This is a genomic window from Dysgonomonas sp. HGC4 (genome assembly GCF_001261715.1).
GTDB lineage: Bacteria > Bacteroidota > Bacteroidia > Bacteroidales > Dysgonomonadaceae > Dysgonomonas_A.
Genome location: NZ_CVRU01000097.1, coordinates 1 through 8,508 on the forward strand (window position 1 = coordinate 1; position 8,508 = coordinate 8,508).

Here is an 8,508-nt window from a genome sequence, read left to right on the forward strand (position 1 = left end):
AAATATGATAATACAATTTAAAACAAGGTTGAAACGTTCGTCATTTACAACTTTATACTTACAATTAATTCGTCTGTAGTAAATCCTGTCATGATAGTAGTGTATCGTGATTATATGATAGAACTTTTTTCTGATATAAAACTCTAATTTTTCTTGATGTAAAAAAGTGCATTTATGATAATGCTTTTCTCTACTGCTACTAGCTTACAATAACTATTGAAGACGTGTTTGATAATACTCCATTAACTAACAAAATAAGAAAAATGAAAAAATTATTATTGTTTATATTCTGCTCTCTAAGTTTGAGTGTTTGGTCCCAGGTTGGCATAAACACAACATCTCCAGATGAATCTTCAATTTTAGATATAAATTCGGGGAATAAAGGTATGTTACTTCCTCGTGTAGATCTAACTTCAGAAACCTTAGATCTTGATGGTATCCCAGGTCAAGCCCTTGGACTTATAGTATTTAATATAGGAACAACATTATCTAAAGGGTTGTATTATTGGGATGGATTGACATGGAAAAGCTATGAAGGTACGCTTGGTGGGGTTCCTGAAATATCGGAACTTCAATGTGTTTCAGCTATTTTGGAAGGAGGTTCATTTAAGGCTGGTACTCCGTATGCTGGAATAATTCGTGTTCCATACAGAGGGGGAAATGGTCGAAAATATGGGGCTGGTACACCTATCTCAGCAACCTCGACATGGAATTCTGGAATGACTATAGCATTGCAGTCTGGTAAACTAGAAGAAGGTGCTGGTCATCTAACCTATAATATAACAGGTACTCCAGATGCAGATTCTCCTGTAGGGGCTACTTTTCCGATAACTTTTCAGGGACCAGGAGGTACAACATTGAGTTGTGATATAACAGTTGGGGAACAAATTAATGCTGATATTTCAAGTGTTGCCGTAATGGAATATATGGTTTTTGGAACGGATCCTAATGGTACAAAAGGGTTTTATGTAATGATTAATACTCCAGATGGAAAATATTCATTAAGAGCTTTCTTATTACATTCAAATCCATCTGCTGGTACCGCTACTAATAATACAAGACAAGTTCAATATACAGATATTCAGATTCGAAATAATTCGAGTTCTCCAACAACTATTATGTGGAATATGTTAGGATCTTATGGTGGAGGAACTATACATGGGTCAGGTAATACATTAACAGCACCTTCCCAAGTTTGGGGGGGAGGCTCAGCCAATACATGGGCTACTCAGGGGCCAACTAATTCTCGAGTAAATTGGTCCAATGAAGGAATTTATCAAGCTTCTAATAATGGACCTGAGTTTCGGTATTATTCATGGATAGATACCTCTACAGTTACTAAGACTGCTTATATTTTGAGTGTTATGGCCGGTAGTCCTGCAGGACAAAATACCTCTGATGCTTCTCAAATGAAGGTTTATCTTAAGATTGATCAAATTACGGCTCCCTAATGTTTTAAGAGATAAACAATATTGCATCTTTCAGAGCTATTTATTAGATTATTTCATATTGATCCGAGAATGGATAGCGCGTTAATTGTTATATTCAGATGAATATAACAATTAACATTTCTGTCCGCTGTGGCTATTTTTATGCTTTTGGAGTACAAGATGTTTAATTTTTTTAATTATACTTTTTTAGTATATCAATAGGGTATTGGAAATAGGGTTAATCACTATAACAGCATATCTAAGATATATAATTACACTTTTCGTTTAGTCTATAACAAAGGGGGATCACCTCCAGTATTTTTCATGAAATTTAAACTGAATTTAAATAATCTATTTTATCTTTGTTGCTATAATCTAACTCTTTAGTCAAGTAATGATAATAAAATTAACAAACATACCCACCAATAATAATCTAAAGTTTAACGATTTAGATTTGGTTGTGTGCGTTGAAATGTTAGAGAGAGAGAGAGAGAGAGAGAGAGAGAGAGAGAGAGAGAGAGCTAACTAGTACCTCTGCGTACTTATTAAAAAATATTTTAGGCGGAGTAATCCGTCTTTTTTTGTTATTGCGTTTTACGTACACATTTTTTTCAGCTTTTACATATTTCCCCAATATATATAGTTGTTTCGGTAAAGGTTTTCGTATTTCTGATTTGTTTGTTGTCATTCAAAATCAGTACGATATTTCCTTTTACTTATGGCACAACTATGTCCGGCAGCAGCGTGTAGAGATTACATGCTGCTGCTTTCTTTGAATAAATTAACTAACTATATAATAACTAACAAGTAATTAAATGAAAAAGATTATTTTCTTATTAACAGGCGTTTTATCAATTGGGCTATCTCATGCCCAGGTCGGCATAAATACAACGAATCCTCAAGCAACTTTGGATATAATTTCTTCAGGTAATAGTAGTGCAACGCAGGCCCTTTCAGCTAAAAACAGCTCCGATAGAGAGATTCTCTCATTACAAGATAATGGTTATTTGGGGTTGGGCGTACCGAGCCCTGGTATTCGTCTGGACCTGCGTGACGGATTCAATAATTCTATCATCGGTATCGGTACTAGTAGCCAGACAGCAGCCGAGGCACAAGCCGGAGCCATAAAATATGACCCCGGATCTCAAAGTTTATATCTTTCCGATGGTACAGTTTGGAAAAAGCTGAGTGCTCATGTAATCCGTACCTATGTTATTGGCGATATAAACAGTGGCACTCAATCTTTTGCCAACAACGCCTCTACGGTGATTCAGAATTGGCGGGAACAAGAAGATCTCTTAGGAAGCTTTAATCCTACAACGGGAGTCTTTACAGCACCGCGTGACGGCACGTACACGATGGCTGTGATTGCCACATTTAGCAGTAGCCCGGTAAGTGCTAACAGTTTTATGCAGCTGGAACTCGTATCACCAAGCGCTATAGTTAAAAGTCAAAGTAGTTATTACGGTGCAGGCACATTTCAAGCCAGTGTCCTCTGTTCGGGAAGCTTTAATTTATTGTCGGGACAAACGCTGCAAGCAGTGTTAACACACACTCTGGGTGGAACCAAAAATCTGAGAACCGGATATTGTAATTTAAGTATTTTGGAAAATTAAGTTTCCATTTCCGCCTTTTGATATAAACGCCCCCCTATAAGTCACAGTATGTAAATTAATTAGTATAAAAAATAATGAATAGTAAAATTATAAAAACAATGAGCGCTACGTTCTTTAGCCTGTTGCTGTCGGTGGCAATGCTAAGTGGACAAAGCGTAGGCATAAATACCAATACCCCCCTTGGGACACTTGATATCTTCTCACAAGGATCCAGTAATCTAAGCGACAATCTACGGATAATCAACTCTGAGGGAGCCCCCCTTTTGAAATTGCAGGACAATGGTTATCTGGGGCTGGGAACAACAAGTCCAGCTGTACGTCTAGATTTGAGAGGCAGTTCAGGAAGCAACAATATTATCGGTATCGGGGGTACTAATCTTTCAGCATCAGCCGCTCAGGCCGGAGCTTTAAAGTATGTGCCAAGTAGTACGGAATTACATTATTCAGATGGAACACAATGGATGTCTCTGGAAGCAGATATGGTAAGAAGTTGTGTGGTTGCAGATAATTCTTACAATATGGTGGTCTGTCCCAACAATGCAGTTACCCGTTTGGGTAGCTGGGATGTCCAATATGACCCTCTGGGCTCTTTTGATGGAACGACTGGTATCTTTACAGCTCCTAAAACCGGATTGTATACAGTTTTATTTGTGGTGCAGATGCTTGCAAGTCCTGTTCAAGCAGATAGTTACCTGGAAGGTATGTGGGTTGCGAGTAACGGTGCGACGATTAAGGCTGTGAACTCTTTTGCAATAGCAGGTACTTTTATGACGCCTATTATTTGTTCTGGTACACTCTTTTTGAATGCAGGTGATACTCTATTTCCTCAGGTCTCTCATAATATGGGCATAGATAAGTATCCTCGTTTCGTGGGTCCTTCCCCAGGAGGAGGCATGACGAGTGCTGCTTTTAATAAATTATCTATTGTTATACAATAAATATCTACAGAAATGAAAATAATTATTCTATATATACTACTTCTTTCTCCTTGTTGTATTTTTTCCCAAATCGGGATAAATACAGAATCACCAACTGCCACTTTGGATATCAAATCCGAATCGACCACCATGCCGGTTGTTTTATCACGAAACTCAGCTAATACCGAATTAAGCAGACTCCTGGATAACGGGTATTGGGGATTGGCAAGGACTAATCCTGCGGTAAAAGTCGACCTGAGAGGATCTCTGGGTAATGGTGAATTGGGGTTAGGCACAACGGCGATGACGGCAGCAGCTGCCGGAGCCGGAGCTATCAGGTACAATAATGGCGTAGAATATTCGGATGGGAATACTTGGCTACGATTAGCTGTTTTACCTACCAAAGCATACGCAATAGCCAAGAATGAGGTGGCACTAGATATGACAACAACAGGTGCTACTTCTGTTAATATATGGACAAACTGGACAGAAGTAGAGGATTTGGCAAACAGTTTTAATCCCGTAACAGGAGTCTTTATTGCTCCCCGTACAGGTGTATATGCGGTATCATGTACAGCTATGTTCGAAAATGTAGTGTTGATATCAGGTCTATCCCTTATACATTTAGAGCTCATTTTTACGGTTAATGGTCTTACTAATGATCCTATAGCATCTAAGAGTACATTTTCTGCTCCTGCTAGTTCGGGAATTCCATTCAATGCGACACTTGTAAATAAGGCATTTCTATATCTTGTGGCGGGTGACAATCTGAGTGTTCTTATTTATAGCAATAATAGGCAAAGTCAAATAAAAACAACGACAGATGGATCATATAATATACTAACCATATCAGAGATGTAAGTAATTTATTTATCTGATAATGTAAAATATTCTCTTAAGATTATCTCTGAGAGGATATTTTTATTTATACTGAAATTGGGGTGATTTATAGCATTATTTACATGGGTTGGAAACTCAAAATTAAAATTTTGATGCAGTGATTAAAAAAGTTCTATTATTGCAAAACTGCTCGAATCGTATTTTTTATATCCTCTATACCTACAGAATATATCTAGTTAAGCAGTTATTACAATAAGCTTTGTCTAATGAGCAGTGATATAAAGAGCTAATTTGGATTGTCCTTTTTTTGTAAAAGGAATTATATTGGATAAGATAGTTTATTGTATTTTATCTTGAAAATTCATTCGGTAGACTCTGAATTTTTATTATATTTGTTTTGATTTATTTACATATTTAAGGAGCACCTTTTATCTTTTTGTGGATGGGGTGTTTTCTTATTTTTTGTAGATTTAAGTAATTAATATTAAATATTATGGCTATATATTAGGAACGGATGTTACCGTATATTAAACCGTATATCAACAATATAGGTAGCTATTAAAATCAAAAAATAGTTATAAGAATCGGATAGGTTTTTCACTCTAACTCTTTTTGAGCTTTCTGTATATTAGTTTTATAGTGCTTTTCAACTTACAACCACTATTTTTATGTTATACATATGTGTGTAATAATAAATGAACAATTATTTATTTGGGTATACTAAAGTCCTTATTGGTGAATAACGAAGATAATCCTGAAATTTGTTTAAACCGAAGTAATTCATCCTTGTCCATACCTATATTTTTTAGAATCCAAGCATCACTCATTCCTGCTTGTTTGAGTTCAGTAACAATAGTTGTCATTAGTTCAATATTATGTGTGCCTCGAGCACGATTATGTCTAATTGTTGATGCCATTCGGTTTGACAGGTCTTTTTCGAGGACTACAACTGGTAAAATTCCTTTTTCGCGTTTATAAATGCGTTTTGATGTTTTCATCACTAAATACCGATGATAGCCATCTACTAGTTCATATTTGTCTGTATCTGGAAGATAATAACAAACACAAGGCATAGTGTATCCATCTTCCCAAATGGATAATTCCAAAAGTTTCATTTCAGGAGGTGCTACAACATTGGGATTGTATGCATTTGCCTGTATCTTCTCAATTTCAACTGCTCTAACATTATAAACTGGGCTTTTGTAATTTTCCATATATATTCACATAAAAATCCATGATTCGTACTCTATTCTCTATTTCTTTCTTTGTCATCGTAAATCCCATGTACTTACATAAGTGATCGTTCTTGAGTATGCATATACACATACGTTTAAATGTTGGAAGTTCCTTAAAATCTGTAATTTCAATATTATCTTGGTATTCCATCTTAACAGGGCGCTTATTTGTTTTATAATTGCTATAATCTGAAACTTCTATCTTAATTTTAAGAGCTTGTAACTCTTCTATTGTTTTTTCAGACAAACAGCCTCCTTTATTACGCCAAAAGTTGATACTAACAGACAGTCTTTGCAGATAATTCAGTCGGGTACTTTCCGGTAAAGTTGATAGTAGATAATGCATATAGCTTTCCCATGTATACCCCCTAGGTAGAGTAATTTTTTGTTTTGCGACAAGGCTGGTATGTCCATATAGTGCTGTAAAGTTTACACCATTTACACGGCATATCATTTTTCCCCACATATCAGGGTCAATAGCACGGTATAGTGATAAACTTTCTCTTGCTGTAGATATAAATGGACTAGCTACCCTTTGCATTTCTAATGGTACACCTGCTTGATAGTAAAGGTCATACAATCGATTATATTCCCATTTAAAACGACAATTGGCAGTCCAGATATCGGTTGTTAACCAGTCATATATAACATAGGCATTGTAGATGTTTTCTTTTATTTGACGTGTCCATTTTCTAAAATGGTACATATTATATCTGTTATTGCTATGTATGGTTCTCCAACGATGCAAGCTTTCTTGTGTCCTTATGCCGACTAGACAACAAGTTTTTTCAGCTTTCTTTAATCGATGATACCATTGTGCAAAAAGTGTATAAAAGTCATAATCCCACATATCTTCATTATAGAAAGGGAAATCTTTTTTTGTATAGCTGCCTGAAGGAATTTCTCTGACCCATGATTTTTTACATTCTTCATCCCAAGGACGCCAGAACATTTGGTACATTGAGGTGCAGGTACTAACTTTAAAAGGTACACAAACTCGATAAACCTCTATAATATCAGGGTTTGTATTAAAGATATGGTCAATGTAGCGAAGTGTTTCGTTGTACTGTATTTCGTAATCCATATGAAAAACTCCTATCTTTCTTTTGAGGCCGGTTTCTCTGAGATATTGTATGCAAAGGTTCAGCATTACGCTACTGTCTTTACCTCCCGAAAAAGAAAGATAGATGTTATCAAATTCTTTAAAGATGATATCGATCCGGTACATAGCTCGTTCATAGACATTTTTCTTCATTATTAAATACTTTCATTTTTGCATATCTCTTCCAAAAAAGAACAGTTGAAAAACCACTGTGCTCAAAGTAGGAAATATGCTTTATTTGTGTTACAGATTCTATCCTAAAATCGAGATAAAGCGCCTTGATAATCCTTTCTAATAATGCTGAAAAGACCTTGCTATCATCATCTGCTATATAGTAATTGTTTATAGTGGCCTTCCCTTCCTTAAGTTTTACAGGAATAAAACCAAGTGTAACTCCTCTATTTGTAGCTATAAACCATTTATATTCGGAGGAGGTTCTGTAAGGATAGTTAAGATTATAGTTTAGGATATTTTCATCCATTATGAGATGGGCAACTAGATAGTATAGTCGTTGATCTTCTCCTTCCAATTCTACAATTTCCATATTTTATATATTAAATATAAGGATAAAATCCTGTAGTTTCTTCTAAACTGTGTATATAATAACACTATAATCTTCGCCCATTTATTGTTTGACAAATTTAACAATTATGTATGTTTTGAACAAATGTTTCTGATGTTTTTAATAGATTGTTTTTTGTTAAATACCCTTATGTAGATCAAATAAGTTATTTTATTAAATATATGCGATGTTTGGTTATTGTGTTGTAGATCAATACTTGATTTTTTTTGTTGAGAATGTTAAGAGCCTTTATTTGTTTTGTTGTTGTTTTATCGTAATAAATTGATAGAATTTAAAAGATTTAAAATTTAACAAATTTCTGCTTTTTAAATTATGATGGTTTTTATAAAATAACAACAATAAATGGGTGAAAAATATATATGAGTGTTGTTTGGACTTTATGTGGAGATTAATTGTTTCTTTATGTGGAAATTTGGTGTTTTGTGATATTTTAATTTTGATTCAGGCATGAATAGTGTGATTTAAATTGTTTTCAATATCTTTCTTTTTTAATGTTTTTCTGATTGTAAGAAGGTTTTCTCTTATTCCGTAATTCAGGCATGATGATACTAGAGGTTAAATATGAAAGCTTGATTATTTGTTGTCGTTTACAACATCATATTTTTCTCGTTTATAGTAAAATTATGCTATGTTTAGTAGTCGTGTGTAGTGATTCACGCTTTTGTTTTTTTGAATTTTATATACAATGTAATATATTAAATTAGAAAACATATGTAACGAAATTTTTATTGATTAATTAGAAATATTGCATTGGATGAGGCTCTAGAGGACTTGCTTGATGTGAC

Annotated in this window: 7 protein-coding genes; 4 read left to right on the forward strand and 3 right to left on the reverse strand. The window is 34.7% G+C overall.

Annotated features, from left to right (window positions below):
• Positions 1–263: 263 nt before the first annotated feature.
• The 4 genes from HGC4_RS09785 (at position 264) to HGC4_RS09800 (ending at position 4,824) form a co-directional block, all read left to right on the forward strand.
• Complete coding sequence (locus HGC4_RS09785; protein ID WP_050709955.1) at positions 264–1,451, forward strand: hypothetical protein; 1,188 nt, start codon at positions 264–266, stop codon at positions 1,449–1,451.
• Between the two features lie 992 nt (positions 1,452–2,443).
• On the forward strand, positions 2,444–3,046 hold the full coding sequence (locus tag HGC4_RS09790; RefSeq protein ID WP_157258222.1) for a hypothetical protein: 603 nt from the start codon (positions 2,444–2,446) through the stop codon (positions 3,044–3,046).
• Between the two features lie 98 nt (positions 3,047–3,144).
• On the forward strand, positions 3,145–3,984 hold the full coding sequence (locus tag HGC4_RS09795; protein ID WP_185099963.1) for a hypothetical protein: 840 nt from the start codon (positions 3,145–3,147) through the stop codon (positions 3,982–3,984).
• 12 nt (positions 3,985–3,996) lie between these two features.
• Positions 3,997–4,824 carry a hypothetical protein gene (locus HGC4_RS09800; protein WP_050709958.1) on the forward strand — a complete coding sequence of 276 codons (828 nt, stop codon included), beginning with the start codon at positions 3,997–3,999 and terminating at the stop codon, positions 4,822–4,824.
• A gap of 686 nt (positions 4,825–5,510) precedes the next feature.
• Here HGC4_RS09800 and HGC4_RS09805 read toward each other — a convergent pair.
• Genes HGC4_RS09805 through HGC4_RS09815 form a run of 3 tightly spaced genes read right to left on the reverse strand, consistent with a single transcriptional unit; the run spans position 5,511 to position 7,684 of the window.
• Positions 5,511–6,017, reverse strand: a complete 507-nt coding sequence (locus HGC4_RS09805; RefSeq protein WP_050709959.1) for an IbrB-like domain-containing protein — start codon at positions 6,015–6,017, stop codon at positions 5,511–5,513.
• The gene (locus HGC4_RS09810; RefSeq protein WP_050709960.1) at positions 5,989–7,293 is read right to left on the reverse strand and encodes a DUF3440 domain-containing protein; all 1,305 of its coding nucleotides are present in this window, start codon (positions 7,291–7,293) and stop codon (positions 5,989–5,991) included. Before HGC4_RS09810 ends, HGC4_RS09805 begins: the two co-directional genes overlap by 29 nt.
• Positions 7,274–7,684 (reverse strand): hypothetical protein, encoded by a 411-nt coding sequence (locus tag HGC4_RS09815; protein WP_050709961.1) that lies wholly within the window; start codon positions 7,682–7,684, stop codon positions 7,274–7,276. The genes HGC4_RS09810 and HGC4_RS09815 overlap by 20 nt, the downstream gene beginning before the upstream one ends.
• Positions 7,685–8,508 lie beyond the last annotated feature (824 nt).

Excerpts from the sequence above, each read along its gene's own strand:
- HGC4_RS09800 (WP_050709958.1), top strand. The coding sequence starts at position 3,997 with ATGAAAATAATTATTCTATATATACTACTTCTTTCTCCTTGTTGTATT.
- HGC4_RS09805 (WP_050709959.1), bottom strand. The coding sequence starts at position 6,017 with ATGGAAAATTACAAAAGCCCAGTTTATAATGTTAGAGCAGTTGAAATT.
- HGC4_RS09795 (WP_185099963.1), top strand. The coding sequence starts at position 3,145 with ATGAGCGCTACGTTCTTTAGCCTGTTGCTGTCGGTGGCAATGCTAAGT.
- HGC4_RS09815 (WP_050709961.1), bottom strand. The coding sequence starts at position 7,684 with ATGGAAATTGTAGAATTGGAAGGAGAAGATCAACGACTATACTATCTA.
- HGC4_RS09810 (WP_050709960.1), bottom strand. The coding sequence starts at position 7,293 with ATGAAGAAAAATGTCTATGAACGAGCTATGTACCGGATCGATATCATC.
- HGC4_RS09785 (WP_050709955.1), top strand. The coding sequence starts at position 264 with ATGAAAAAATTATTATTGTTTATATTCTGCTCTCTAAGTTTGAGTGTT.